Below are 24,542 nucleotides of genomic sequence, written 5' to 3'. Positions count from 1 at the left end.
GAACGCCTTGGGGAAGACGTCTCGGGCCGGCCCCGCCGCCGTGCTCAGCCGCGGTACGTCTCCAGGAGCCGCAGCCACACCTCACTGATCGTGGGGTAGGCCGGAACCGCGTGCCACAGGCGGTTCAGGGGGATCTCGCCCGCCACCGCCATCGTCGCCGAGTGGATCAGCTCGCCGACGCCCGGGCCGACGAAGGTGACGCCGAGGAGGATCTCGCGGTCCAGGTCGACGACCATGCGGGCGCGGCCGCGGTAGCCGTCGGCGTAGAGGCCCGCGCCCGCGACGCCCGACATGTCGTAGTCGACGGCGCGGACGCGGTGGCCCGCGGCCTCCGCCTCCGCGAGGGTCAGGCCCGCCGAGGCCGCCTCGGGGTCGGTGAAGACGACCTGGGGGACGGCGGCGTGGTCAGCGGTGGCGGAGTGGGCGCCCCAGCGGTCGGTCTCCAGGAGGGGGACGCCCTGGGCGCGGGCGGCGATGGCGGCGCCCGCGACGCGGGCCTGGTACTTGCCCTGGTGGGTGAGGAGCGCGCGGTGGTTGGCGTCGCCGACGGCGTACAGCCATTCGCTGCCCTTCACCCGCAGGCTCTCGTCGACCCGCAGCCACGAGCCGGGCTCCAGGCCCACCGTCTCCAGGCCGATGTCGTCGGTGCGGGGAGCGCGGCCCGTGGCGAAGAGGATCTCGTCGGCCTGGAGGGTCGATCCGTCGTCCAGGGTCGCCGTGACGGTGCCGTTCTCGCGTTTCACGGCGGTGACCGAGACGCCGGGGCGGACCTCGGCGCCCGCCTCCGTCAGGGCTTCCTTGACCAGCTCGCCCGCGAAGGGCTCCATACGGGCCAGCAGGCCCCCGTCGCCCCGCACCAGCATGGTCACGCTGGACCCGAGTGCCTGCCAGGCGGTGGCCATCTCCACGGCGACGACGCCGCCGCCGACCACCAGGAGGCGGCCCGGCACGTGGTCGGCGGCGGTCGCCTCGCGGCTCGTCCACGGCTTGACGTCGGCGAGGCCCGGCAGGTCTGGCAGGGCCGCGCGGGTGCCGGTGCAGACGGCGACGGCGTGGCGGGCCTTGAGCGGGGTCTCGGTGCCGTCCGTGCCGGTGACGGTGACCTCGCGGGGTCCCGCGATGCGGCCGTGGCCGCGGTACAGGTCGACTCCGACGCCCTCCAGCCAGCCGACCTGGCCGTCGTCCTTCCAGTGCGAGGTGTACTCGTCGCGGTGCGCGAGGACGGCCGCGGTGTCCAGCGGCCCCTGCACGGACGGGCTCAGCCCGGGGACGCGGCGGGCGTCCGCGCGTGCGATGACGGGGCGCAGCAGGGCCTTGCTGGGCATGCACGCCCAATAGGAGCATTCGCCCCCGACGAGTTCACTCTCCACGATCGCGGCGCTCAGGCCCGCCGCGCGGGCCCGGTCCGCGACGTTCTCCCCCACGGGACCTGCACCGATGACTACTACGTCGTACGTCTTGGCATCCGTCATGGGGACAGTCTGGTGGCAGGTGTGCGCCGTGGCCACATGGGTACGCGCGCGGGACACGCCTGTACACGCAGGGACCAGCTCCGTGCGCGTGACGGGCGGAATACGTTCGCACCATCGGCCGTTGTGCACAGCGGCTACGCCCCATAGAGGAAGTAGGGACACACCATGAGCAGCGCGACGCTGGAGCTCACCAAGGAGAACTTCGACCAGACGGTCACGGACAACGAGTTCGTTCTGATCGACTTCTGGGCTTCGTGGTGCGGTCCTTGCCGGCAGTTCGCCCCGGTCTACGAGAAGGCCGCCGAGGCAAATCCCGACCTGGTCTTCGCCAAGGTCGACACGGAGGCCCAGCCGGAGCTGGCCGCCGCCTTCGACATCCAGTCCATCCCGACCCTGATGATCGTCCGCGATCAGGTGGCGGTCTTCGCCCAGCCGGGTGCGCTGCCGGAGGCGGCGCTCACCGACGTCATCGGCCAGGCCAGGAAGCTGGACATGGACGAGGTGCGCAGGCAGGTCGCCGAGGAGCAGGCCAAGGGGCAGGACGGGCAGCAGGAGCAGGACGGGCAGCAGGAGCGGTGAGCCCGCGGTGATCGGCCTGCGCCGCGGCCTGCGCCGCTCAGCTGGACTCGCGGTGCACGACGTCCGCTCCGAGCACGTCGTGCACCTCGGGTGCGGCGCCCGGGTCGCGCACCACGCGGTCGACGAGTTCCGCGAGGCCGCGGCCGGACGGCAGCTCGATGCGGACGGTGCTGAGCCGGGGCCTCAGCAGTCTGCCGAGCACCAGGTCGTCGGAGCCGATGACAGCCGCCTCGTCCGGTATCGCGATGCCTTCGTCCTGGAGGGCCCGCATCAGCAGCATCGCGTACTCGTCGTTGTACGCGAAGACGCCGTCCAGGCCCAGTGAGTGCCAGCGCGCCGCGAGCCGGGCCGCGGACTCCTCTTCGTAGGCGAGGGGCAGTTCCGTGACGGAGGCGCCGGTGACGCGCGCGGCGTCGACCGCTTCGCGGAGTCCCTCGACGCGGGGCCGCGAGAAGATCTCCAGGCCGGGCCCGTCGGGGACGATCGCGCCGATCCGACGCCGCCCGCGGGCCAGCAGGTGCAGGGCCGCGGCCTCTCCGACCCGGCGTCCGTCCATCAGGAGCGCGTGCGCGCCCTCGACGCGGTGCGGTCCGAGGGTGAAGACGGCCTTGGCGCCGGACCGCTTCAGGACCGTCACGCCGCGCGGTCCGAGCGCGGAGGCGTCGGGGGCCAGGACGGCCACGGGGCGCAGCTCGGCCCAGGCGCGTGCGGCGTCCTCGCCGGTCATGCCGAGGCTCGCGTACTGCACGACGGTGTAGTCGAGGCGGCTGAGCGCCCACTGCAGTTCGTTGAAGAACCGGCTGAAGAGCGGGCCCATCGGGATCTCCGATGTCGGCATGAGGACCATGCGGCTGTGTCCGGCGCGCAGGCTGCGGGCGGCGGCGTGCGGGACGTAGCCGAGCTCCCTCGCGGCGTCGTGGACTCGGCGGCGTGTGGGCTCGCTGATCCGCACGGCGCTCGTGTTGTTGAGGACGTAACTGACCGTCGCGCGGGAGACGCCCGCCAGGCGAGCGACGTCGGCGCTCGTCGGCACGGGGCGCTGCGCGGGCTGCTGGTTCGGTATCTGCACCATGACATCGGCATCCTCGCAGACGGTGGCGCGGCCCCGGCAGGCGGGCGCCGGAGCGCGGCCGGGCGCTCTTGAACCTCCTTGCGCCTCTTGCGTCCTGACTCATCCGCTGTCGTTCCGCGGCCGCCTACTCGCCGGTTAACGTGCGGGCACGTGTCCTCGACCGAAGGTGCCCCCACATGACTGCCGACCGTGCCGAAGGCCTCGTGCGCACCGCTCGCGCGCTGGCCGAGGGAGAGGTGTCCTCGCGTGCGCTGACCGAGCGGACGCTGGCCGGGATCGAGGCGGCGCAGCCCGTCCTGAACGCGTTCAAGCGGGTGCGGGCCGAGGCCGCGCTCGCCGAAGCGGACGCCTCCGACCGGGAGTTGGCTGCGGGCGGGCCGTTCGAGGGGCGGCCGCTGCTGGGGGTGCCACTGGCCGTCAAGGACGACATGGACGTCACGGGTGAGCCGACCGCGTTCGGCTGCCGGGGCGACTTCCCGCCGAAGTCCGAGGACTGCGAGGCGGTACGGCGGCTGCGGGCGTCCGGCGCCGTGATCGTCGGCAAGACCAACACGTGCGAGCTGGGGCAGTGGCCCTTCACGGAGGGGCCAGGCTTTGGCGACACGCGTAATCCGTGGAACACCGGTCATACACCGGGTGGTTCGTCGGGTGGCTCGGCGGCCGCGGTCGCCGCGGGCCTGGTCCCCGCCGCGCTCGGCTCGGACGGCGCGGGGTCGGTGCGCATCCCCGCGGCCTGGACGCATCTGGTCGGCATCAAGCCGCAGCGCGGCCGGATATCGACGTGGCCGTGGCCCGAGGCGTTCCAGGGCATCACCGTGAACGGACCGCTCGCCAGGACCGTCGCCGACGCCGCGCTGCTCCTCGACGCGGCGAGCGGCAGCCACGCGGGCGACCTGCACCGCCCACGCGCCGTGCGCGCCGCCGACGCGGCGACCCGTGACCCGGGGCGGCTGCGGATCGCGCTCTCCCTGCGCATGCCGTTCACGGCGACGCCCAAGCGGCTGCACCCGGCGGTGCGGCAGCGGGTCGTCGCGCTGGCGGACCGGCTCACCGCGCTCGGGCACGACGTGGAGGAGGCCGATCCGGATTACGGCCGGATCGGCCTGGCGTTCGTGCCGCGGGCCACGGCGGGCATCGCGGAGTGGACGCGGCACGTCCCCGACCCGGCGCTCCTGGACCGGCGTACGCGCGAGGCGGCGCGCATGGGGCGGCTGCTGGGCGGCGCCCCGCTGCGGCTCGCGCGGCGCTCGGAGGCCGCGCTGCACCGTCGGGTGGGCGCGGTCTTCTCGACGTACGACGTGGTGATCGCGCCGACGACGGCCGCTCCCCCGCCCCGGATCGGCGCGCTGGCCGCCATGAGCGGCTGGCGCACCGACCAGGCGATGATCGCCGCCTGCCCCTACGCCTGGCCGTGGAACGTCCTCGGCTGGCCGGGCGTCAACGTCCCCGCCGGGCACGTCGCGGGCGGCCTCCCCGTCGGCGCCCAGCTGCTCGGGCCCGCGGGCAGCGAGCCGCTCCTGGTGTCGCTGGCCGCGCAGTTGGAGGCGGACCAGCGGTGGTACGAGCGGTGGCCCGCGCCGGTCCCGGACGCGCGACCGGCACCGTAGGGCGGCGTACGACACCGTCAGCGTCCGCCGCAGCGCCTGATCCGTGGTTGAGGCAACGCCGGACGAGAGCACGGTTCGTTACGGGTTGTTCGAGCAGCGGGGCTGTGACGCTCATGACCACCCGGGCATCCGATGCCTCACCGTAGATCGGTGCGCGGTCCTGGTGCTCAGGGGGGTGGCGGTCTCGTGGGCGCCGGGCAGAACGCCTGCTCGAACGCCCCGCGCGTCACCGTGCCCTTCGTGCGGTCCAGCACTCCGAACACGACGTGGGTGAACTGTCCGGCGAACCGGCCGTCTTCAGCGAGCAGCGTCCGGAAGGCGCCGGCGACGTGCGCGGGGTCGTTCATGAAGACCCCGCAGCCCCACGCGCCGAGCACCAGGCGGTGGTAGCCGCGGGCGAGCGCCGTCTCCAGGACGCGTTCGGCGCGTGCCGTCACCGCCTGCGGGATGTCGGCGGCGCGCTCCGGGACGCGGCGGCGGATCACGCCGGCGTTCGGGGCCGCCGAGGTGAGGAAGCCGACGCGGTAGGGCGCGTCCAGCAGGCGTCCGCGGTCGTCGCGGAAGACGGGGACGCCGGGCGAGTATATGACGCGGTCGCTGTAGAAGGGGTCGCGGTCGGCGCGGTGGTGGTCGTAGAACGCGCGGGCCTCCAGGAGGCAGGCGTAGAGCGCGGAGGCGCGGCACAGCGCCTCCTCCTGCGCCTGGGCACCATTCAGATAGCCGCCGCCGGGATTGCGCGCGGAGGAGAAGTTGAGCACCGCCACGGCAGAGCGCCCCGCCGGGGAGCCCTCGCTGCCGGCGGGGCTGTGAGCGGGGCTTCCGGTGAGCCTGCGCGCCGCCTCCAGGCTGCTCTCGCCCGTGACCTCGAAGACGGTCGGGACGGGCTCGCGCCGGGGCGCCTCCACGGGCCCCGGTCCGTACACGCGGGTGCCGGCGCGGGCCGCGGCCACCGCGTCGGCGATCCCCGCCTCGTGGCCGCCCGGCGCGCTGTACACGCCCGCGGCGACGATCCGCTCGGTCTCCTGCGCCACTGTGCGCAGCCGGGCGCTCATGCCCGCACCCCCGTGTCGTTCATGAACGCATGGTGAGCCGTGCGCGTCGTACGGCGCAACAGGAATTCCCGGTGCGAGAACAGCTTCAAGGGCACTCTTGTGCGAACGCCCTTGAGGGTTTTGGGTGTGACGAGCACTCTCGACTGGAAGGATCCCCCGCATGCCTGAGGGAGACTGTACGAAACACCGCACGCCGCCCGGCACGAAGGCACCGGACACGGTGACCGAGGCGGAAGTGGAGGCCCTGGTCCGCGGCATCTGCTTCAAGACAGGACCACCCCGCACCACCGGTGTCGAACTGGAATGGCTCGTCCACGAGCCCGGACTGGCCCATCTGCCCGTCCCCGCCGCCCGCCTCGAAGCGGCCTACGCCGCACTGCGGGCCCTGCCCCTGAACGCGTCGCTCACCGTCGAACCCGGCGGCCAGCTGGAGCTCAGCTCGCTGCCCGCCGCTTCCCTGACGGAGTGCGTATCGGCCATGCGAGCCGATCTCGACCTCGTCCGTGACGTGTTGGGCTCCCACCGTCTCACCCTCAGCGGAGTCGGCGCCGACCCGTGGCGCCCGCCGTCGCGGATCCTGCGCGAGCCGCGCTACGACGCGCTGGAGGCCTCCCTCGACCGCGGCGGCCCCGCCGGGCGCCGCATGATGTGCTCGACGGCGTCCGTGCAGGTCTGCCTGGACGCCGGGTACGAGGAGCCGGGCCCGCTCGGCTACGCGCGCCGCTGGCGCCTCGCCCATCTGCTGGGGCCGGTCCTGGTCGCCGCGTTCGCCAACTCCCCGCTCCAGGACGGCCGTCCGACCGGCTGGCGGTCCACCCGGCAGGCCGTGTGGGCGGGCATCGAGCCGGGCAGATCCGGCGCCCCGCCGCTCGACGGGGAAGCGCGCGAGACCTGGACACGGCACGCCCTCGACGCGCCGGTGATGTGTGTCAAGGGCGCGCCGGACGAGGGTCCCTGGACCGTCCCGGAGGGGCTCACCTTCCGCGCCTGGACCCGTTCGCGTCTGCCGCGGCCGCCGACCCGCGACGATCTCGACTACCACCTCACCACGCTGTTCCCGCCGGTCCGCCCGCGCGGCCACCTGGAGCTGCGCATGGTCGACGCCCAGCCGGGCGAGGACGGCTGGATCGTGCCGCTCGCCGTGACGAGCGCGCTGTTCGACGACCCGCAGGCGTCCGAGACCGCCTACCGGGCCGTCAAGCCGCTCGCCGAGCGGGACGGGCGGGACGGGCGGCAGGGGTCCGCCACAGCGCCGCACAGCACGCTCTGGCTGGACGCGGCGCGCCACGGCCCGGCCGACGACGAGCTGCGCGAGGCCGCCGTCACCTGCTTCGCCGCCGCCGTCGACGCGCTGCCCCGGATGGGCGCGGACGCCTTGACGCGGGACGCCGTCGCGACGTACGCCGAGCAGTATGTCGCGCGGGGCCGCTGCCCGGCGGACGACCTGCTGGACGGCCTGGGCGACGCACTTCGACACCAGGACACCACGGGGAAGGACGCCCGCCGATGAACGGCTCGACCACCGACCCGGAAGCCCTGCGCGAGCGCGCGCTCGCCGCGCTCCTCGCCGCCCGGGACCGCACCACCCTGCTCACCACATGTGTCGAGGACACCGAACTGACGGCGCAGCACTCGCCGTTGATGTCGCCGCTGGTCTGGGACCTCGCGCACATAGGCAACCAGGAGGAGCAGTGGCTGCTGCGCGCGGTCGCGGGCCGCGACGCCATGCGGCCCGAGATCGACTCGCTCTACGACGCCTTCGAGCATCCCCGCGCCGAGCGGCCGAGCCTTCCGCTGCTCGCGCCCGCCGAGGCCCGCGGCTACGCGGCCGAGGTGCGGGGCCGCGCGCTCGACGTGCTGGAGAGGACGCCGCTGCACGGGAGCGCGCTCACCGACGCCGGTTTCGCGTTCGGGATGATCGCGCAGCACGAGCAGCAGCACGACGAGACCATGCTCATCACACACCAGCTGCGCTCGGGTCCCGCCGCACTCACCGCGCCGGACCCGGCGCCCGGCCCGCCCTTCACCGGGCCCGACGAGGTCCTCGTACCGGGCGGCCCGTTCACGATGGGCACCTCCACAGAGCCGTGGGCCCTGGACAACGAACGCCCCGCGCACCGCCGCACAGTCCCGCCGTTCTTCATCGACACCACGCCGGTGACGAACGCCGCGTACCAGCGTTTCATCGACGACGGCGGCTATGAGGAGATGCGCTGGTGGGCTCCGGCGGGCTGGGCGACGGTCCGTCAGAACGGACTGCGCGCCCCGCTCTTCTGGCGCCGCGAGGGCGGGCAGTGGCTGCGGCGTCACTTCGGGACGGTCGAGCCGGTGCCCGCCGACGAACCGGTGCTGCACGTCAGCTGGTACGAGGCCGACGCGTACGCGCGCTGGGCGGGCCGGCGCCTGCCCAGCGAGGTGGAGTGGGAGAAGGCCGCCCGGCACGACCCGGTGGCCGACCGCTCCATGCGCTACCCGTGGGGCGACGCGGACCCCACGCCCGAGCGGGCGAACCTGGGGCAGCGGCATCTGCGTCCGGCCCCCGCGGGCAGCTATCCGGCGGGCGAGTCGCCGTTGGGCGTACGGCAGTTGATCGGCGACGTGTGGGAGTGGACGTCAAGCGACTTCCTGCCCTACCCCGGCTTCGCCGCCTTCCCCTACCGCGAGTACTCGGACGTCTTCTTCGGCGGCGACTACAAGGTGCTGCGCGGCGGGGCGTTCTCCGTGGACGCGGTGGCCTGCCGGGGCACGTTCCGCAACTGGGACCATCCGGTGCGGCGGCAGATCTTCTCCGGGTTCCGCACGGCGCGGGACGCGGGACCGTCCGAGGCGGTCCCGGCACCGGAGGTCTCCTGATGTGCCGCCACTTCGCCTACCTCGGCCCACCGGTGGCGCTGGGCAGCCTTCTCGTGGAGCCCGCGCACGGCCTGTACCGCCAGTCGTGGGCGCCGCGCCGCCAGCGGTACGGCACGGTCAACGCCGACGGCTTCGGAGTGGGCTGGTACGCGGACGGGGACCCCGCTCCCGCCCGCTACCGCCGCACCGGGCCGATCTGGGGCGACCAGTCCTTCGCCGACCTCGCCCGGGTGGTGCGCTCCGGGGCGCTGCTCGCGGCGGTGCGCGACGCCACGGTGGCGGGCGCGGACGGGGAGGCCGCGGCCGCGCCGTTCGCCGCCGGGCCCTGGCTGTTCAGCCACAACGGCGCGGTGACGGGCTGGCCCCGCTCGCTCGCCGCGCTCGCCGAGGGCCTGCCGCCCGCCGAACTGCTCTCGATGGAGGCGCGCTGCGACTCCGCGCTGGTGTGGGCGCTCGTCCTGCACCGGCTGCGGCGCGGCGACGAGGCCGGGCAGGCCCTGGCCGACACCGTCCTTGAGGTCGCCGAGGCGGCCCCCGCATCGCGCCTGAACCTCCTGCTGACCGACGGCGACACGATCACCGCGACCGCCTGGGGCGACACCCTCTGGTATCTCGCGGAGCCCGGCCGCCGCACCCTGGTCGCCTCCGAGCCCTACGACGACGACCCGCACTGGCGCGAGGTGCCCGACCGCACCCTGCTCGCCGCAAGCCACACCGACGTACTGCTGACACCGCTCAAGGAGCCTCCCGCGTGAGCCCGTTCCTGCTGACCCGCACCCTGCCCGAGGACGCCACCGGCGCCGCACTGCGCGCCGACGTACTGCACGGCCTGACCCGCACCCCGAAGTCGCTGCCGCCCAAGTGGTTCTACGACGCGCGCGGCAGCGCCCTCTTCGAGGAGATCACCACCCTTCCCGAGTACTACCCGACCCGCGCCGAGCGCGAGATCCTCCTCTCCCGTGCCGCCGAGATCGCCGGGATCACCGGTGCGCGCACCCTGATCGAGCTGGGCTCGGGGTCCTCGGAGAAGACCCGCCACCTGATCGACGCCATGACCACCCTGCACACCTACGTCCCCGTGGACGTCAGCGAGAGCGCGCTGACCGGCGCGGCCAACACCCTGCTCGCTCAGCGGCCCTCGCTCGACGTGCACGCCCTGATCGCCGACTTCACCCGGGGTCTGGCGCTGCCGGGCACGCCGGGGCCGCGCCTGGTCGCGTTCCTCGGCGGCACGATCGGCAATCTGCTGCCCACCGAACGCGCGGCGTTCCTCTCCTCGGTGCGCGACCTCCTCTCCCCCGGTGACGCGCTGCTCCTCGGCACGGACCTGGTGAAGGACGAGTCGGTGCTCGTCTCGGCGTACGACGACGCGTCGGGTGTGACCGCCTCGTTCAACAAGAACGTCCTGTCGGTGATGAACCGCGAGCTGGACGCGGACTTCGACCCGGCGGCCTTCGAGCATGTCGCTGTCTGGGACCGCGGACAGGAGTGGATCGAGATGCGGCTGCGCTCCACGGCCGACCAGACGGTGAAGGTTCCCGCGCTCGATCTGGCCGTCGACTTCGCCGCCGGTGAACAGATGCGCACGGAGATCTCGGCGAAGTTCAGGCAGGACGGGGTGCGGGCCGAACTGGCGGGCGCCGCGCTGGAACTGACGCACTGGTGGACGGACGAGCGGGGCCGCTTCGCGCTGTCGCTGAGCACCCCGGTGTGAGGCGGGCCCGGCGCCGTACGGACGTGTGCGGCGCCGGGCCGTGCGTCACAGTCCGCCGATGCTCAGCGCCCTGGTGATCTCGCGGGAGGCCTTGCGGGCCTCGGTCGCCGGGTCACCGCCCGTCAGGACCGCGGTCATATAGCCCTTGATGGGGTTGTCGGCCTCGACGGCCGCCCAGCGCGGGGAGTTCGGGGTCGCCCGGCCGTTGGCCGCGCCGACGGCCATCGCCGCGGCGCCCTCCTCGCCCGCGACGGCGGGGGCCAGCTTCGCCTTGTTGGGTACGTAGTTCATGGTCCTGGCCAGATCGGTCTGCCACTTCTTGCCCGCCAGGGCCTCGATCACCTCGACGGCGCCCTTGTGGTCGTCGCTGTGCTCGGGCACGACGAGGTCGGAGCCGCCGGTGAAGACGGCGCCGGGCTTGCCCGCCGTCCTGCCGGGGATCGGGAAGTAGCCGAGCTTGCCCTTCAGGTCGGGGTTCTTCTCCTCGATGGCCCGCGCCGCGCCGGGCACCGCGACGATCTGGGCGACGTCGCCGCCCGCGAAGACGCCGGCCTGCGCCGGATGTTCCTCGTCGGCGTCGCGCGGGCCCTGCCCGAGGGCCTGGAGGCGCTGGTAGAACGCCATGCCGCGCAGCGCGGCCGCCGAATGGAGGCTGCCGCGCCAGTCGCCGGAGGACTCCTTGGTCTCCTTGGCGAGGTCGCCGCCCTCGTCCCAGATGAATCCGGCGAGCGTGTACCAGTCCTGGCCCGCGAGGTAGATGCCCTGGTTCCCGCCGGTGTTGAGCTTCTCGGTGTCCGCCGTCCACTCCTCGCGGGTGCGGGGCGGCCGCTTGATGCCCGCCTTCGCGAAGAGGTCCTTGTTGTAGATGACGACGCGGTTGGCGGCGTACCACGGGATGCCGTACTGGGCGCCGTTGTAGCGGCCCGGCTCGGCGAGGCCCGGCAGCCAGTCGTCCATGCCGAGGTCGCGCGCGGACTCCAGGGTGAGGTCGTACAGGCCGCCCTCGTCGACGTACTGGGCGACCTGGGTGTTGCCGACCTCGATGACGTCGGGTCCGTCGCCGTCCTTCTCCTTGAGCGCCTTCTTGACCTTGGCGCCGATGCCCGTCCACTCCTGGACCCGGATGTCCAGGTCGATGGCGTCGTGCTCCTTCTCGAACTCCTCGGTGAAGCGCTCGACGAACTCCGGTGAGGCGCTGCCCCGCATCAGCCAGACGGTGACGGTCCCGCGCTCGTCTCCCCCGGGCAGCAGGCCGCACCCGGCGAGCAGGACGGCGGAGGAGAGGGCGAGCGCCATGGGCATGACGGCGCGGCGGTGCGGCTTCACGTGGGTCACTTTCTGCCTGCGGACAGGGAAGGTCAGCCCGACGCGGGGGGGGGGTGAGCGGGTGGCTCGAACGGGTACTGGCTGGATTTTGGTCCGTACCAATGGACTGGTCAAGGGGCTGAGCCGGCGGACACGCCGACGGACACGCTGACGGACACGCCGACAGGCACCCGTTGGATACGCCATCTCGCGCGCGGGCGCGCGCTGGTGCACGGTGGAGTGACGCACTCCATGACGTCACCCACGGCCGGGAGGAACCCCCTCATGTCGGACCACACGTACCGCGTCACCGAGATCGTCGGCACCTCGCACGAGGGCGTCGACCAGGCGATCCGCAACGGCATCGCGCGGGCCTCGCAGACGCTTCGTTCCCTGGACTGGTTCGAGGTCACGCAGGTGCGGGGGCACATCGAGGACGGGCAGATCCAGCATTACCAGGTGGGGCTGAAGGTCGGGTTCCGCCTTGAGGACGGCGACGAGGCGTAGGCGCTCCGCGGAACCGGGCCCCCGCTCACCCCGAACCGGGCCCCCGCTCACCCCTCCTGCGGACCGAGGCCGAGGTCCGTGAACGCGGCTCCCAGCCGACGTGCGCCCTCCTTCAGTTCGGCGTGGTCGGCGGCCGCGGCGAACCCGATCCGCAGGTGAGCCGCCGGCGGCTCGGCGGCGAAGTAGTGGCCGCCGGCGCTGACGGTGACGCCGCGCTGCCGGGCGGCGCCGGTGAGGACGGTGTCGTCCACGCCCGACGGCAGGCGAACCCACAGGTGCAACCCGCCCGCCGGCAGCCCGGTCAGGGTCGCGCCGGGCATCTCCCGGGTGAGCGCGGCGGCCAGCACCGCGCACCGCTCCCGCAGCGCCGTACCGAGAGAGCGGACGTGCCGGTCCCAGGACGGGGAGCTGAGCACCTCAAGCGCGGCTTCCTGGAGCGGGCGGGTGACGAAGAAGTCGTCGACCAGGCGCACCGCCCGCATGCGCTCCATGACCGGCCCGCGGGCCACCAGCGCCCCGATCCGCAGGCTCGGCGCGGCGGGCTTGGTGAGTGAGGTGACGTGGACGACCGTGCCGTCGCGGTCGTCGGCGACCAGCGGGCGCGGCACGGCGCCGCCGTGTCCCAGGTGCCGCGCGAAGTCGTCCTCCAGCACGAACGCGCCCGAGGCGCGCGCCACATCGAGGATCTGGCGGCGCCGTTCGGGCGCCAGCACGGTGCCGGTCGGGTTCTGGAACGTCGGCTGGCAGTACAGCAGCCGCGCGCCGGTCATCGCGAACGCGTCGGCCAGCATGTCGGGCCGCAGGCCGCCGGCGTCGAGCGGTACCGGAACAGGCCGCAGGCCCGCGGCGCGGGCCGCGGCCAGGGCCCGGGGATAGGTGGGGGACTCCACCAGGACCGGGCTGCCGGGCCCGGCGATGCCCCGGAACGCGATCGACAGAGCGCTCTGCCCGCCGGCGGTGACCAGCACGTCCCCGGGTGCCACGCTGCCGCCGACGATCCGGGCGAGCACGGTGCGCAGCGCCATCAGACCGCCGGAGGGGGCCCTGTCCCAGGCGTCCGGACGGCGTGCCGCCCGCGCCAGCGCCGCGCCAAGGACCCGGGTGGGCTGGAGCGAGCGGTGCACATAGCCGCCGTCCATGGTGATCGTCCCGGCCGGTGGCGGGCCGAGCGGGTCGGCGATCAGGTGGGTGTCGACGGTGCGGTCGGTGAGAGCGACCGTCTGCCAGCCGGTATCCGTGCCGCCGCTGGCGGCTTCGCCCCCGAGCCGGTCGCGCGGCGCCGCGAACGTCCCGCTGCCCGGACGGGTCACCACCGCGCCCTCGGCGGCCAGTGCGGCGATGGCCCGCGCCACCGTCGCGGGGCCGACCCGGTACTCCTTGATCAGCTCCCGGCTGCTCGGCAGCCGGTCGCCCGGCGACAGCCGGGAGACCAGCAGACGGAGACTGTCGGCCAACTCATCAGAAGTGCTACTGTCATTCATGAGAGATCACAATAGCGCTACTGATTCGGGTCGGGAAGCACTTCAGCTCGACGTCGCCGCACTGCGGTCCGACACTCCGGGGTGCCGCCAGGTCATCCACTTCAACAACGCGGGCTGCGGACTGCCGCCCACGCCCGTGACCGACGCGATGGTCGGCCATCTGAACCTCGAGGCGCGGATCGGTGGTTACGAGGCGTCGGCCGCCCGAGCCGCCGAAGTCCGCGAGTTCTACACGGAGATCGCCGCCCTCATCAACACCACGCCCGACAACATCGCCTTCGCGGGCAGCGCCACCCACGCCTACGCCAACGCCCTGTCCTCGATCCCGTTCGAGCCCGACGACACCATCCTCACCACCCGCGACGACTTCGTCTCCAACCAGATCGCCTTCCTCTCCCTGCGCAAGCGGTTCGGCATACGTGTCATCCACGCGCCCAACACCCCCGACGGCGGGGTCGACGTGGAGGCGATGGCCGCGCTGATGCGGACCCACCGCCCCCGCCTGGTGTCCGCCACCCATGTCCCCACCAACTCGGGCCTCGTCTCGCCCGTCGCCGAAATCGGCCGCCACTGCCGCGAGTCGGAGCTGCTCTACCTGGTCGACGCCTGCCAGTCGGTGGGCCAGTTCGTCATCGACGTGGAGGAGATCGGCTGCGACCTCCTCACCGCCACCTGCCGCAAGTTCCTGCGTGGTCCGCGCGGTTCCGGATTCCTGTACGTGTCCGACCGCGTCCTGCGCGCGGGGTACGAACCGCTGTTCATCGACATGCACGGCGCCCGCTGGACCGAGCCGGGCCGCTACGAACCCGTGCGGACGGCGGCCCGGTTCGAGGAGTGGGAGGTCCCCTACGCCACGGTCCTCGGCAGCGCCGCCGCCACGCGCTATGCCCGCGAGGTCGGTATCGAGGCCATAGAGCGGCGCACCCCGGCGCTCGCGGCCCGGCTGCGCGAGCGGCTCGCACCGATCCCCGGGGTGCGGGTGCTGGACCGCGGCCCGCTCCTCGCCGCGCTCGTCACCTTCGCCGTGGCGGACCGGCAGCCGCAGCCGTTCAAGGCGGCCATGGACGCCCGCGGCATCAACTCGGCGCTCAGCTTCCGTGAGTTCGCCCAGTTCGACTTCGGGGACAAGAACGTCGACTGGTGCCTGCGCCTGTCGCCGCACTACTACAACACCGAGGAAGAGGTGGACCACGTCGCCGACGCGGTCGCGGAGCTCGTCGGCCGGGGACGGCGATGACGGCCACCGCGACGCACACCCCAGAGGCGCACCCGGAAAGCCTCTGGCGCAACGGCGACTTCCTCAAGTTCTGGCTCGGCGAGACGCTCTCGCTCCTCGGCACCCAGGTCACGAACCTCGCCCTGCCGCTGACCGCGATCATCGCCTTCGACGCCACCGACGAGCAGGTCGGTGTCCTGCGGTTCCTGCAACTCGTCCCGTATCTCGGTCTCGCCCTGGTCTTCGGGGTGTGGGTGGACCGGGCCCGGCGGCGGCGCATCATGCTCGGCGCCAACCTCGTCCGGATGCTCCTGCTGGCGCTCGTGCCCGTCCTGTACTGGACGGACGCGCTCAGCATGGTCTCGCTGCTGGTGATCGCCTGCGCGGTCGGCGTCGCCTCGGTGCTGTTCGACGTGAGCTGGATGTCGTACGTACCCACTCTCGTACGCGACCCGAAGCACTATGTCGAAGCCGGCGCCAAGATGGGGGTCAGCTCATCGGCGGCCGATGTGGCGGGGCCCGGACTCGCCGGTGTCCTGGTCGGCGCCCTGACCGCGCCCGTGGCACTGATCCTCGACGCCTTCTCCTATCTGGTGTCCCTGATCTCGCTGCTGCTCATCCGCACGGCCGAGCCCCGTCCCGAGGCGCCGCCCGTACGACGGCACTGGCCGACCGAGCTGCGGGACGGCCTGCGCTGGGTGCTGAAGAACCCGGTCCTGCGGTCGCTGGCCCTGATCGGCTTCTGCTGCAACTTCTCCATGGTGACCGTGTGGACCATGTTCCTGCTGTACGGGACGCATGACCTGCATCTGGACTCGACGGCCCTCGGCGGCATCTTCGCCACCGCCTCCGTGGGCGGCCTCATCGGCGCGGCGATCTCCCGCAGGGTCATCCGGCGCTTCCGGCTCGGTCTTGTCTACCTCGTCGCCCAGTCGGCCCTTCTCATCGGCCCGACGCTGATCGTCCTGGCCGCCGGCCCACGTCCGGTGATGGTGGGGATGTTCGTCCTGTCCTTCTTCACCACCTACCTCGGACTCGGCGTCGCCGGCGTCATCATCGTCAGCCTGCGCCAGTCCAGTACCCCGCGGTCGATGATGGGCCGGATGACGGCGGTCTTCCGCACCCTGCTGTTCGGCGGCGGCGCACTCGGCGGCCTGTTCGCGGGCCTGCTGTCCGGCCGGATCGGCGCCCATGGCGCGCTGACCGTGGCGGCGACCGGTTCCGCCGCCGTGGTGATCGCGCTGTTCCTGTCCCCGGTGAGCCGACTCCGTGGCCTGCCGTCGGTACCGGACGGATGAAGTCGAGCTGTCAGGTGCGGCCCTCTCGTTCCTGGGCGTCCTTCAGGGCCTCGGACGTGTCCGCCCAGTCGGCCCGTACGACCCTGAATCCCGCGCGCCTCGCCTCGTCGCAGACCAGTTCGTCGTCGTCCACGAGCACGCGGACCTCGCGGTCTCGGGCCATGTTCCGCAGGATCTCCAGCTTTGTGCGGCGGGCGGGGCGCCGGTCGTTGTCACGGCGCATCCAGACGCGCCCGGCCGGCAGGCCGTGGCACTCCAGCCAGGCCACGGTGTCCGCGCGGCAGCGCTCGGGGCGGCCGGTGAGGTAGACGACCTCACACTCCCGCGCGCTCTCCAGGGCCAGTGTGACGCCGCGCGCCAGCGGCGGGTCCTGGGGCGCCGCGGCGAAGAAGGCGTTCCAGTCGCGGGGCCCGCGCTCCAGGTACCGCTGCCGGTGGGCGGTGTCCGCGAGGGTGTTGTCCAGGTCGAACACGGCCAGAGGTCTGTTGTCGTCGCTCACGTCATCAGCGTAGTCAGGGCGACAGGAATCGACGGGAATCGAGGGGGGGCGACGGGAATCATGGCGGCTGCCGGACGTTGAAGCTGATGTGAGCTCAGTGATCGCGGCAACCCGGTTCTCCGTCCTCGACCGTTCGCGCACCCGTGAGGGGCACGACGGTCCCGAGGCCCTGCGCGACACCGTGCGCCTGGCCCAGGAGCTGGAGGCGCTCGGCTACCACCGCTTCTGGGTCTCCGAGCACCACGGCGTGCCGGGCGTCGCGGGCTCGGCGCCCACGGTCCTGGCCGCGGCGGTCGCGGCGGCCACCCGCACCATCCGGGTCGGCACGGGCGGCGTGATGCTGCCGAACCACCAGTCGCTGGTCGTGGCGGAGCAGTTCGGGGTCCTGGAGTCGCTCTTCCCGGGGCGGATCGACATGGGTCTCGGCCGTTCCGTCGGGTTCACCGACGGCGTGCGCAAGGCGCTGGGCCGCGACAAGCACGACGCGGAGGACTTCGCCGCGCAACTGACCGAGCTGCTCGGCTGGTTCCGCGGCACGTCCGGGACCGGTGTGCGCGCCCGCCCGGCGGAGGGGCTCACCGTCCCGCCGTACGTCCTCGCCGTCGGCGAAGGCGCGGCGATCGCCGCCGACGCGGGTCTCCCGCTGGTCATCGGGGACATCAGGGGCCGCGAGAAGATGCTGCGCGGCATCGACGCGTACCGCGCCTCGTTCCGTCCCTCCCCGTGGCTGGCGCAGCCGTATGTCGTGATCGCGGGCACGGTCGCCGTCGCCGGGAGCGAGGAGGCGGCGCGCCGACTGCTGATACCGGAGGCCTGGTCGATGGCGTACTCCCGTACGCACGGGACGTTCCCGCCGCTTGCGCCGGCCGAGCGCGTGGAGTCGCTGACGATGACGGAGAAGGAGCGCGGTTTCTACGAGTCGGGGCTGCGCGGCCATGTGTACGGCACGCGCGAGCAGGTCGCCGACGAGCTGGAGCGCGTGATCAAGGAGAGCGGCGCGCGGGAGGTGCTGGTGACGACCAGTACGTACGACCGTGAGGGCCTCCTGGACTCCTTCCGGGGCCTGGCCGAGGTCGCCGGGCTGGCGTCGGCCTGAGGTCCCGTCCGCGCCGCCGGCCGGGATCGGCCCGGGGTGACACGGACGGGCGCGGTGCCCCCGTGGCACGGGGGACGGTTCCAGCGGAAGCACCGCGGTCTCAGGTGGTGGCCAGTGCCTCGGTCGGGGGCAGCCGGGCGGCTCGTACGGCCGGATAGAACCCGGCGAGGCCGCCGATGACCAGCGTGGCGCCCACCCCGCCCGCCATCGCCCAGACCGGGACGACCGACGGCCAGCCCTGGTAGGAGGCGTATCCGCCGGTGACAGCTATGCCGAGGAGGACTCCGCCGAGGCCGCCGAGGGCGGACAGCAGCAGGGCCTCGGCCAGGAACTGGGTGCGGATCTGGCCGCGGGTCGCGCCCTGTGAGCGGCGCAGGCCGATCTCGGAGCGGCGTTCGAGTACGGAGATGACCATGGTGTTGGCCACCCCGACACCGCCCACCAGGAGGGCCACGCCGCCGAGGCCGAGCAGCAGTCCGCTCAGGGCGTCGTCGGTGGCTTCCTTGGCGGCCAGCGCGTCGGAGGGCCGGGAGACGGTGGTCTCGCTGGGGGTCTCCGGGTTGGCGGTGGCGCCCAGGACGCTCTGGACGTCGCCCACGGCGGATTCCTCGGCGCGAGTGTAGATGCTGGTCGGGTAGCCGTCGAAGTCCAGTTGCTCCTTCGCGTTCTCCCAGCCGACCAGGACCGAGGAGTCCAGCGAGGGCACCAGTTCGTTGGCGGCGAGCAGGCCGACGACGGTGTACCAGCGCCCGTCGAGCCATACCTTCACGTCCGGCCCCGCCCGGTGCACACCGAGCTGCTCGGCGGCCTTCGGGCCGAGGACGGTGGCGGGGTAGCGGCTGTTGGCGGCGTTCAGCCAGCGGCCGTCGACGATCTCCGCGCCGACGGACTTCGGCAGGTCGGTCCGGGCGGCGGCGACGGAGAGGCCGCCGGTCTCCTGCTTGGGCGTGTGGTCGTTGCGGTAGACCTTCGCACTGGTCTTGCCGATGGCGGAGACCGACTCCACGTCCTTCATGTTGCCGATCATCTCGACCGACTCGGCGGGCAGATGGGCCGCGTCGCCCGCGAAGGACTGACCGGGCGTGACGGTCAGGAGGTTGGTCCCGAGCGCCTGGAGGCGACGGTCGAGGTCCTCGGTGGACGAGGTGGAGATGCCGACCACGCCGACCATGGCGGCGATGCCGATGGCGATGCCGAGCGCCGAGAGGAAGACCCGCATCGGGCGTGAGCGCAGTCCTGAGCCGCCGACCCGCAGCACGTCCGCCGGGCTCATCCGGGCCGGCCTGGGCCGCCGTGGCGGCTCGGGGCTCACCGGCCGCTCCAGCTCCCCGATCGTGTTCGTCGCGCTCATCGCACGGCCTCCTGGGGCACGAGGGAAGTGGACGGCCCGCCGCCGGTGCCGCCCGAGTCGTGCTCGATGCGGCCGTCCTTGACCCGCACCTCGCGGGGCAGGGTCGAGGCGATGTCCCGGTCGTGCGTGATGACGACCACCGTCGTCCCGGCCTCGTGCAGCTCGTGCAGCAGCTCGATGACGACCGCGCCGGAGCGCGAGTCGAGCGCCCCGGTGGGCTCGTCGGCAAGGAGCAGCGGCGGGTCGCCGAGCACGGCCCGCGCGATCGCCACGCGCTGCTTCTCGCCGCCGGAGAGCTGGTGCGGCTGGTGGTAGAGGCGGTGGCCGAGGCCGACCCGGCGCAGCGCCCGCTCGGCGAGGCGGCGCCGTACGCCGCGCGGCCTGCCGCTGTACAGCAGCCCGTCCGCCACGCTGTCCAGCGCCGGTACGCCGGAGGAGAGATGGAACTGCTGGAAGACGAAGCCGATGGTGCCGGCCCGCAGCGCGGACAGCTCCCGGTCGCTCAGCTCGGCCACGTCGTGCCCGTCGATGTGCACCATGCCCGCCGAGGGGCGGTCCAGGGTGCCCATGATGTTGAGCATGGTGGACTTGCCCGACCCCGAGGGGCCGACGATGGCGAGGAGCTCACCGCGCCCGATGACCAGGTCGGCGCCGCGCAGCGCGGCGACGTCCCCGTACGTCTTGGAGACCCCGGCCAGTTCGACCACAGGGCGGGTGGCCATGGGCGACTCCGGTTGTGGTGCGGTCACTTGGGGACCCCCACGACGGTGCCTTCCTTGATGCCGGACCCGGACACCTCGACCTTGCTGTCGGCGAACATGCCGAGCTCGACCGGGCGGTACTCGGTGCCGTCCGCCGTGACGACCTCCAGGGCGTAGCCGCCTCCCTGCCGCGCCACCAGGGCGTTGACGGGGACCACGAGTACGTCCTTGCGGGTCTCGTCCTTCAGGGTGACCTCGACGGCGGCGGCCTGGTACCGGCCGAGCCCCTTCTGGTCCTTCACCGTCAGCTCGACGGGCAGGGTGGGGTCTTCGTTGCCGCCCGACCCGCCGGAGTCGGACTCGCCCGATCCGCTCTCGGAGTCCTCGCCGGTGGAGGTCGAGGGTGTGCCGATGTCCGTCACCTCGGCCTGGACCGTGCTGTCGTCCGGGAGCCTGACCGTGGCCTTGGTGCCGTTGTCGACCAGGTCCTCGAACTGCACGTCGAGGTCGACGCCGACGGTGCGCTGGGTGCCGGTCCAGGAGAGCAGGTTCCCGCTCAGCGCGGCGCCGGGGGTGGCGTTGGTCTTCGCGACGCGCCGGGCGTCCGGGGCCACGAGGGCGTCGCCGGGCCGGACCGTGCCGGTCTCCTCGCGGTTGAGGTCGTCCTGCCAGTTGCGCACGGCCTCGGCCGTGGCGGAGTCGTACGTGTCGTCGACGGTGAAGCCGGTGTAGTCGAGGGCGCGGAGGTTCTTCTCCAGCATCTCGACGTCGGCGCCCTCGGTGCCCGGCTCCAGGGTCCGGTAGAGCGGGAAGGAGCCGTACAGGAGCGGGACCTTCTGCTGGTCGACGCGGTAGACGGTGTCGCCGCGTTTGATGACCTTGCCCTCTTCGGGGAGCCAGGTGAGGATGCCGTCGCCCCCGTCCCCGCCCGAGCCACCGCCCTGTCCGGAGCGGTCGGTTCCGGTGTCGGTGTCGGCCGAGGTGGCGGGAGCCTGCACGGTCTGTGCGTCGCCGTAGCCGAGGTTGCCGTCCACGGTCTCGGAGTCGGTCAGCGTGGTCCGCTCCACCTTCGCGGTGGCGGGCGGCCCGGCGGGGGCGGCGCTCGCGGAGCCCTCGCCGTCGCCGCCGAGGGTCCCGGTGGCGGCGATGCCCGCGGCCGCGGCGACGGCTGTCGCGGCGAGCACGATCAGTGAGGTGCGCAGCGGGCGGCGCCTGCGGGCGGCGCCCTGTGCCTCCGCGTCCTTGGCCGGGTCCTCCTGGACGGCCGTGTCCAGTTCCTTGGCGGGCTCTTCCTCGACGGCCGTGTCGAGGTCCTTGGCCGTCTTGGTCGACACCTGGCCGGAGGTGTGGCGCTCCAACGCCCCGGAGGACCGGCCCGGCGCGGCCAGCTCGTCGGTCTCGTCCGGAGTCACTGGCCACCCCCGGCGGGCCCGAACATGACGCCCCCGCCCGGGTACTTGCTCTGGCAGGTCTGCATGGCTTCGGTGAACTCGGAGCTCTGCGGGTCGACGCCGGCGGCGACAAGGTCGATGTTCATGCTGGAACCGTTGATCTCGGGGTCGGGGAACTTCGGTACGCCGTTCTTGCGCAGGCACTTCGCCCAGGCCGCGACCTTGGCGGAGTCGATGGTGTCCCCGCCGCCTCCACCGCCTCCGCCGACGCCCTGCGGTGCCTTGTCCTTGCAGGCCTCCTGCGCCTTCTTGAACGCGTCGGAGTTCGGGTCGGCGCCGCCGTCCGGTGTCAGCTTGACGCCCCCGCTGTCCTGCTGCGGGTCCGGGAAGTCGGGGACTCCGTTGCCCCGCATGCACTCGGAGTAGGCGAGCGCCCGGTCGAAGGCGCTCGTAGGTGACGGCTCCTTCTCCGACGACGCGGCGGAGGAGTCCCCGGAGCAGCCCGTCAGGGTGGCGCCCGTGACGAAAACGGAGGCGGCGAGGAGGGCGGGGGCGATGATTCGCTTGGATGCGACTCGACTGTGCGCGGTCGCTCGCTTGTGTGTGAGGAACATGGACCAAACTTCTACGCGGCGGGCGGTCACACGGCGGGCACAGAGACGGGCGTACGCACAGTGCGCTCACCACCGGCGGTTTCGCGGGCGGGCATGCCGGACGGCCACGTGCCGATGGCGCGTGGCCGTCACTGCTCCGGGGTGTGGTCCCCGGTGTCCTACGCGTCCTGCGCGTCCCGCGCGTGCAGGGTGATCGCGCCGGTCGGGCACCTCGCGACCACGCCCCGCACGGCCCCCGCCGCGTCGGCGCCGGGCAGCGGTGTCCTGAGCAGCACCTTGCCGTCGTCGTCCGACTGGTCGAAGACATCGGGCAGGTAGCTCATGCACAGACCGGAACCGGCACAGCGGTCGCGGTCCACCCGTATTTCCCTCTCCATCCCGTCTCTCCCTCCTCTCTCCGGTTCACCAGGTGACCGGCAATCGTTCCACCCCATAGGCGGTCGACCGGACCCTGAACGACACGTCCTCGGCAGGCGTCGCGAGGCGCAGACCGGGGAAGCGGCGCAGCAACTCCCCGTAGCCGATGCGCAGTTCCATGCGGGCCAGCGCCGCGCCGAGGCAGTGGTGGATACCGTGTCCGAACGCGACGTGCGGCACGGGATCACGGGTGACGTCGAGCCGGTCGGGCCCGTCGATGAGCGCCGGGTCGCGGTTGGCCAGCGGGATCGAGCAGACGAGGGTCTCGCCGGCTCTGATCCGCTTGCCGCCGAGCGTCATGTCCTCCAGCGCGGTGCGGGGCGTGGGGGCGTGCGGCACGGACAGATAGCGCAGCAGTTCCTCGATGCCCCGGTCGAGGGCCGCGGGGTCGTCGCGGAGCAGAGCGAGCTGGCCGGGGTTCTCCAGGAGCGCCAGCGCGCCCAGACCCAGCATTCCGGAGATGTTGTCGAGGCCGGCGAGCATCAAAAGCACGCAGATTCCCCGGAGTTCCTTGTCGGTGAACTCGTCGCCGTGGTCGCGCACCAGCATGCCGAGGAAACCCTCGTCGGGGTCCTTGCGCTGGCGGGCCACGAGCGCGGCGAGGTAGCGGGTGAACGCCGTCCCGGCGGCCGCCCGCTCCCCTCGCGCCTTTCCGGTCTCCAGGTGGGCGTGGCAGCGGCGCAGGAAGTCGTCGCGGTCGTCGCGCGGCACTCCGATCAGCTCGCACAGCACAGGGCCCGGGACGGCGGACGCGAACAGCTCGACGAGGTCGGCGGGTTGCCCGGCGCGTTCCACGGCGTCGAGGCGTTCCGTGACGATGGCCTCGATCCGGGGCTGGAGTCTGCGCATCCGCCGGACGGTGAACTCGGGTGTCAGCATCTTCCGCAGCCGGGTGTGCTCGGGCGGGTCGTAGTCCATGAGCAGCCCGATGCCGTCGTCGGGCCGCTGGGCCGCGGCCCGTCCCGGTGTCCGGGGGCCGAAGCGGCTGGTGGAGAACCGGACCTGGTCGCCGAGGACCTGGCGCACCTCGTCGTAGCCGGTGACCAGCCACAGGGGCCGGTCCCCGGTGCCGGGTGCCAGGCTGACCCTGGTGACGGGGCCGTCGGCCGACAGCCGGCGCAGTTCGTCGGCCGGATCGAAGCGGGTGCGGCGGGTGTGCAGGGGGACGGGTGCTGGCTCGTGCGGCATGTGACTCCTCCCCTACCAGGTCACCGGGAGCGTCTCCACGGTCCTGGCCGTGAAGCGGAGCTCGTCGCGCTCCACCGCGAGCCGCACCTTGGGGAAGCGGCGCAGCAGCTCCGAGATGGCGATCCGCAGCTCCATGCGGGCCAGTGACGCGCCCATGCAGTAGTGGAGGCCGTGTCCGAAGGCCATGTGGTGGCTGTTGTCGCGGGTGATGTCGAGGGTGTCCTGCGGCTCTCCGGGCAGCCGGGTCCCGTTGGCCTCCAGCAGGGAACACGCCACGAACTCACCGGACCTGATCACATGGTCCCCGACGGTCACGTCCTGCGTGGCGGTGCGGGGCGAGGCGTGCGGGATGATCGACACGCTGCGGATCACTTCCTCCACCGCGTGGTCGATCAGTTCGGGGCGTTCGATGAGCAGGGCGAGCTGGTCCGGGTTCTCCAGGAGCCCGACGAGGCCGAGGCCCAGGGTGCCGCCGGTGATCGGGACGAGGGAGGCCAGGAGGGTCGCGGCGGTGCCGGTCAGCTCCGCGTCGGTGAGGCTCGCCCCGTGGTCGCGGATCAGCCTGCCGAGCAGGTCGTCACCGGGGTTGCGGCGCCTGTGCCGCATGAGCTTGTCCAGGTAGGCCAGGTACGCGGTCCCAGCCATGTCCCGCTGTTCCCGGTCGGGGTTGTCGAGGCGGTTGGTGTCGAGGTGGCGGACCAGCTCCGCCTGGTCGTCGCGCGGGATGCCGAGCAGGCCGCAGCCGATCAGGCTGGTGGTCGGCCAGACGAAGTGGGCCACGAGGTCGACCGGCTGCCCGGCGCCTTCCATGGCGTCCAGGCGGTCCTTCACGACGCCCTCGACGAGGGGTTCGAGAGCGCGGACCCGCCGGAGTGTGAACTCCCCCGTCAGCATCCTGCGCAGCCGGGTGTGCTCGGGCGGGTCGTACTGGAGGAGATTGCCGGGCTGGATCAGCCGCCGGGAGGCCTCGGGGGTCTTCGCGGGCGGCATGGTGCTGAACCTGTCGTCACTGAGGATCGCCCGCACCTCGTCGTAGCCGTTGGCGATCCAGGCACGGTCCGAGGTCCCCGGCACGACGGTCCTGACGAGCGGCGCTTGATCGGGGTCCTTCAACGGCTTGGGCATGGAC

At 72.8% G+C, this 24,542-nt stretch carries 23 protein-coding genes; 10 read left to right on the top strand and 13 right to left on the bottom strand.

Annotation, left to right across the window (positions count from 1 at the left end; all coding sequences use genetic code 11):
* Positions 1-44: 44 nt before the first annotated feature.
* Positions 45-1,472: a dihydrolipoyl dehydrogenase family protein gene (locus ACWDZ7_RS34340; RefSeq protein WP_451802469.1), complete on the bottom strand. Its 1,428-nt coding sequence runs from the start codon at positions 1,470-1,472 to the stop codon at positions 45-47.
* A gap of 165 nt (positions 1,473-1,637) precedes the next feature.
* On the opposite strand from ACWDZ7_RS34340, the gene trxA reads away from it, so the two are divergent.
* Positions 1,638-2,051: a thioredoxin gene (trxA, locus tag ACWDZ7_RS34335; protein WP_451802467.1), complete on the top strand. Its 414-nt coding sequence runs from the start codon at positions 1,638-1,640 to the stop codon at positions 2,049-2,051.
* A gap of 37 nt (positions 2,052-2,088) precedes the next feature.
* Here trxA and ACWDZ7_RS34330 read toward each other — a convergent pair whose 3' ends face one another.
* Positions 2,089-3,123, bottom strand: coding sequence for a LacI family DNA-binding transcriptional regulator (locus ACWDZ7_RS34330; protein WP_451802466.1), 1,035 nt, complete (start codon positions 3,121-3,123; stop codon positions 2,089-2,091).
* Between the two features lie 176 nt (positions 3,124-3,299).
* Here ACWDZ7_RS34330 and ACWDZ7_RS34325 point away from each other — a divergent pair, with 176 nt between their 5' ends.
* On the top strand, positions 3,300-4,730 hold the full coding sequence (locus ACWDZ7_RS34325; protein ID WP_451802464.1) for an amidase: 1,431 nt from the start codon (positions 3,300-3,302) through the stop codon (positions 4,728-4,730).
* Between the two features lie 167 nt (positions 4,731-4,897).
* Here the strand turns inward: ACWDZ7_RS34325 and ACWDZ7_RS34320 are convergent, their stop codons facing one another.
* Positions 4,898-5,782 carry a TIGR02452 family protein gene (locus ACWDZ7_RS34320; protein ID WP_451802463.1) on the bottom strand — a complete coding sequence of 295 codons (885 nt, stop codon included), beginning with the start codon at positions 5,780-5,782 and terminating at the stop codon, positions 4,898-4,900.
* A gap of 160 nt (positions 5,783-5,942) precedes the next feature.
* Here ACWDZ7_RS34320 and egtA point away from each other — a divergent pair, with 160 nt between their 5' ends.
* The 4 genes from egtA to egtD are packed head-to-tail and all read left to right on the top strand — an operon-like array spanning position 5,943 to position 10,349.
* Complete coding sequence (gene egtA / locus ACWDZ7_RS34315) at positions 5,943-7,292, top strand: ergothioneine biosynthesis glutamate--cysteine ligase EgtA (protein ID WP_451802462.1); 1,350 nt, start codon at positions 5,943-5,945, stop codon at positions 7,290-7,292.
* Entirely contained in the window at positions 7,289-8,635 is a 1,347-nt protein-coding gene (gene egtB / locus ACWDZ7_RS34310; RefSeq protein WP_451802460.1) for an ergothioneine biosynthesis protein EgtB, read from the top strand. Before egtA ends, egtB begins: the two co-directional genes overlap by 4 nt.
* Complete coding sequence (gene egtC / locus ACWDZ7_RS34305; RefSeq protein ID WP_451802458.1) at positions 8,635-9,390, top strand: ergothioneine biosynthesis protein EgtC; 756 nt, start codon at positions 8,635-8,637, stop codon at positions 9,388-9,390. Before egtB ends, egtC begins: the two co-directional genes overlap by 1 nt.
* Positions 9,387-10,349: an L-histidine N(alpha)-methyltransferase gene (gene egtD / locus ACWDZ7_RS34300; RefSeq protein ID WP_451802456.1), complete on the top strand. Its 963-nt coding sequence runs from the start codon at positions 9,387-9,389 to the stop codon at positions 10,347-10,349. The genes egtC and egtD overlap by 4 nt, the downstream gene beginning before the upstream one ends.
* A 45-nt stretch (positions 10,350-10,394) precedes the next feature.
* Here egtD and ACWDZ7_RS34295 read toward each other — a convergent pair whose 3' ends face one another.
* On the bottom strand, positions 10,395-11,651 hold the full coding sequence (locus ACWDZ7_RS34295; protein ID WP_451802516.1) for an extracellular solute-binding protein: 1,257 nt from the start codon (positions 11,649-11,651) through the stop codon (positions 10,395-10,397).
* Between the two features lie 288 nt (positions 11,652-11,939).
* Between ACWDZ7_RS34295 and ACWDZ7_RS34290 the strand changes: the two genes are divergently transcribed.
* Positions 11,940-12,161, top strand: a complete 222-nt coding sequence (locus ACWDZ7_RS34290; protein ID WP_451517735.1) for a dodecin — start codon at positions 11,940-11,942, stop codon at positions 12,159-12,161.
* 47 nt (positions 12,162-12,208) lie between these two features.
* Here the strand turns inward: ACWDZ7_RS34290 and ACWDZ7_RS34285 are convergent, their stop codons facing one another.
* A complete protein-coding gene (locus tag ACWDZ7_RS34285) occupies positions 12,209-13,642 on the bottom strand; it encodes an aminotransferase-like domain-containing protein (RefSeq protein ID WP_451802454.1) in 1,434 nt (477 codons plus the stop codon).
* On the opposite strand from ACWDZ7_RS34285, the gene ACWDZ7_RS34280 reads away from it, so the two are divergent.
* Together ACWDZ7_RS34280 and ACWDZ7_RS34275 are read left to right on the top strand one after the other, a co-directional pair.
* On the top strand, positions 13,641-14,879 hold the full coding sequence (locus ACWDZ7_RS34280) for an aminotransferase class V-fold PLP-dependent enzyme (RefSeq protein WP_451802453.1): 1,239 nt from the start codon (positions 13,641-13,643) through the stop codon (positions 14,877-14,879). The genes ACWDZ7_RS34285 and ACWDZ7_RS34280 overlap by 2 nt on opposite strands.
* The gene (locus ACWDZ7_RS34275; RefSeq protein ID WP_451802451.1) at positions 14,876-16,156 is read left to right on the top strand and encodes an MFS transporter; all 1,281 of its coding nucleotides are present in this window, start codon (positions 14,876-14,878) and stop codon (positions 16,154-16,156) included. The genes ACWDZ7_RS34280 and ACWDZ7_RS34275 overlap by 4 nt, the downstream gene beginning before the upstream one ends.
* A gap of 10 nt (positions 16,157-16,166) precedes the next feature.
* Here the strand turns inward: ACWDZ7_RS34275 and ACWDZ7_RS34270 are convergent, their stop codons facing one another.
* The gene (locus tag ACWDZ7_RS34270) at positions 16,167-16,655 is read right to left on the bottom strand and encodes a phosphatase domain-containing protein (protein ID WP_451802450.1); all 489 of its coding nucleotides are present in this window, start codon (positions 16,653-16,655) and stop codon (positions 16,167-16,169) included.
* Positions 16,656-16,743: 88 nt separating this feature from the next.
* On the opposite strand from ACWDZ7_RS34270, the gene ACWDZ7_RS34265 reads away from it, so the two are divergent.
* Entirely contained in the window at positions 16,744-17,751 is a 1,008-nt protein-coding gene (locus ACWDZ7_RS34265; RefSeq protein ID WP_451802449.1) for an LLM class flavin-dependent oxidoreductase, read from the top strand.
* 100 nt (positions 17,752-17,851) lie between these two features.
* Here ACWDZ7_RS34265 and ACWDZ7_RS34260 read toward each other — a convergent pair whose 3' ends face one another.
* The 7 genes from ACWDZ7_RS34260 to ACWDZ7_RS34230 all read right to left on the bottom strand — a co-directional run bounded on the left by ACWDZ7_RS34260 (position 17,852) and on the right by ACWDZ7_RS34230 (position 24,538).
* On the bottom strand, positions 17,852-19,102 hold the full coding sequence (locus ACWDZ7_RS34260; protein WP_451802448.1) for an ABC transporter permease: 1,251 nt from the start codon (positions 19,100-19,102) through the stop codon (positions 17,852-17,854).
* On the bottom strand, positions 19,099-19,824 hold the full coding sequence (locus ACWDZ7_RS34255; RefSeq protein WP_451802447.1) for an ABC transporter ATP-binding protein: 726 nt from the start codon (positions 19,822-19,824) through the stop codon (positions 19,099-19,101). The genes ACWDZ7_RS34260 and ACWDZ7_RS34255 overlap by 4 nt, the downstream gene beginning before the upstream one ends.
* Before the next feature lie 23 nt (positions 19,825-19,847).
* Positions 19,848-21,215, bottom strand: a complete 1,368-nt coding sequence (locus ACWDZ7_RS34250) for a peptidoglycan-binding protein (RefSeq protein WP_451802445.1) — start codon at positions 21,213-21,215, stop codon at positions 19,848-19,850.
* Complete coding sequence (locus tag ACWDZ7_RS34245; protein ID WP_451802444.1) at positions 21,212-21,808, bottom strand: hypothetical protein; 597 nt, start codon at positions 21,806-21,808, stop codon at positions 21,212-21,214. Before ACWDZ7_RS34245 ends, ACWDZ7_RS34250 begins: the two co-directional genes overlap by 4 nt.
* A gap of 158 nt (positions 21,809-21,966) precedes the next feature.
* Complete coding sequence (locus tag ACWDZ7_RS34240; protein ID WP_451517745.1) at positions 21,967-22,185, bottom strand: ferredoxin; 219 nt, start codon at positions 22,183-22,185, stop codon at positions 21,967-21,969.
* A gap of 25 nt (positions 22,186-22,210) precedes the next feature.
* Positions 22,211-23,413, bottom strand: a complete 1,203-nt coding sequence (locus ACWDZ7_RS34235; protein WP_451802442.1) for a cytochrome P450 — start codon at positions 23,411-23,413, stop codon at positions 22,211-22,213.
* Positions 23,414-23,425: 12 nt separating this feature from the next.
* Positions 23,426-24,538, bottom strand: a complete 1,113-nt coding sequence (locus ACWDZ7_RS34230; protein WP_451802440.1) for a cytochrome P450 — start codon at positions 24,536-24,538, stop codon at positions 23,426-23,428.
* Positions 24,539-24,542: the final 4 nt, after the last annotated feature.

It is taken from the genome of Streptomyces sp. NPDC003032 (genome assembly GCF_053591415.1).
This window is presented reverse-complemented; position numbering and strand designations above follow the sequence as displayed.